General features: G+C 62.0%; 1 protein-coding gene. It reads left to right on the top strand.

Annotation, left to right across the window (positions count from 1 at the left end; genetic code table 11):
- Nucleotides 1-1,231 (top strand): IS30 family transposase (locus G9373_RS45310; RefSeq protein ID WP_240961169.1); only part of this gene is annotated, 1,231 nt, incomplete at its 5' end.
- Nucleotides 1,232-1,242: the final 11 nt, after the last annotated feature.

Below are 1,242 nucleotides of genomic sequence, written 5' to 3'. Positions count from 1 at the left end.
GGCGGATTCCACTGATCGAGGCGAATCCTTTCCCGAGAGGATTACGATGCCCAGGTATGCGTGGAACAAGTCACCACAGGAAGACAAGCGCCGCTACTTCGAGCTGATCAGACAAGGCCACTCAGGATCGAAGGCGGCAGCGACGGTCGGCGTGTCGCTGAGCTGTGGGTCGCTGTGGTTCATCGACGCTGGCAGTATGTCTTATGTCGAGAGTCCGATCAGTAGCCGTTACTTGAGCCAAGACGACCGTATCGAGATCGCCGACGGGCTGGCCCGTGAGGAGTCGGTCAAGACGATCGCGGAACGCATCGGCAAAAGCTTCCAGTCGGTGTACAAGGAGATCGCACGCAATCGAAAATCCGATGGTCGCTACCAACCGTGGTACGCCCACAACCAGGCACACCAGCGTCGACGACGCCCGAAAGTGCGTGTGTTCACCCACGATGACACGCTGCGTCGGCTCGTCGCCGCTAAGCTCGGCAAGCGCTGGTCACCGGCACAGATCAGCCGGTGGCTGCGGCGACGTTACCCACGCCGCACGGCGTGGCACGTGTGCGTTGAGACGATCTATGAAGCGGTGTACCGCGGACTGGTCTTGGCTGCGACTGGCGGGTCTTTGCGCACCGGCCGGACTTATCGCCGGCGCCGTGGCCGCGGACGATCCCGGGACGGTTCGCTCAAGCAGTCAACGAATATGACGCCCATCGCGCAACGGCCAGCCCACGTGGAATCACGTCGTCGGGTAGGGCATATCGAGGGCGACCTCATCATCGGCGCCGGCCAGAGATCGGCGATCGCGACACTCGTCGAGCGCAAGACGCGATTGACCATCCTGGTCGCGATCCGTGGTGGCCACTCCGCGCAAGTCGTCGGGGATGCTCTCATCGAGCGCTTCACGAAGATGCCCGTCTCCCTGCGTCGGTCGCTTACCTGGGACCAGGGCAACGAGATGTTTCACCACGAGCGTATCGCGGACGCCACCGGCCTGAAGATCTACTTCGCCGATCCCCACTCGCCGTGGCAGCGGGGATCAAACGAAAACACGAATGGACTTCTGCGGCAGTATTTCCCGAAGGGAACTGACCTAAGCGGCTGGACCCAAGACCAGCTCGACGAGGTCGCCACCGAACTCAACGACCGTCCGAGGCTATGCCTGAATGACCTCACTCCGAACCAGGCTGTGCGACGATGGTGGCCCCTGCACGATTACCCGATGATTCGCCACGACTAGTGGAATCCGCC

The organism is Rhodococcus sp. A14 (genome assembly GCF_011603105.1).
GTDB lineage: Bacteria > Actinomycetota > Actinomycetes > Mycobacteriales > Mycobacteriaceae > Rhodococcus_F > Rhodococcus_F opacus.
The sequence above is the reverse complement of the archived record's forward strand: the minus strand, read 5'-3'. Positions and strand labels throughout refer to the sequence as shown.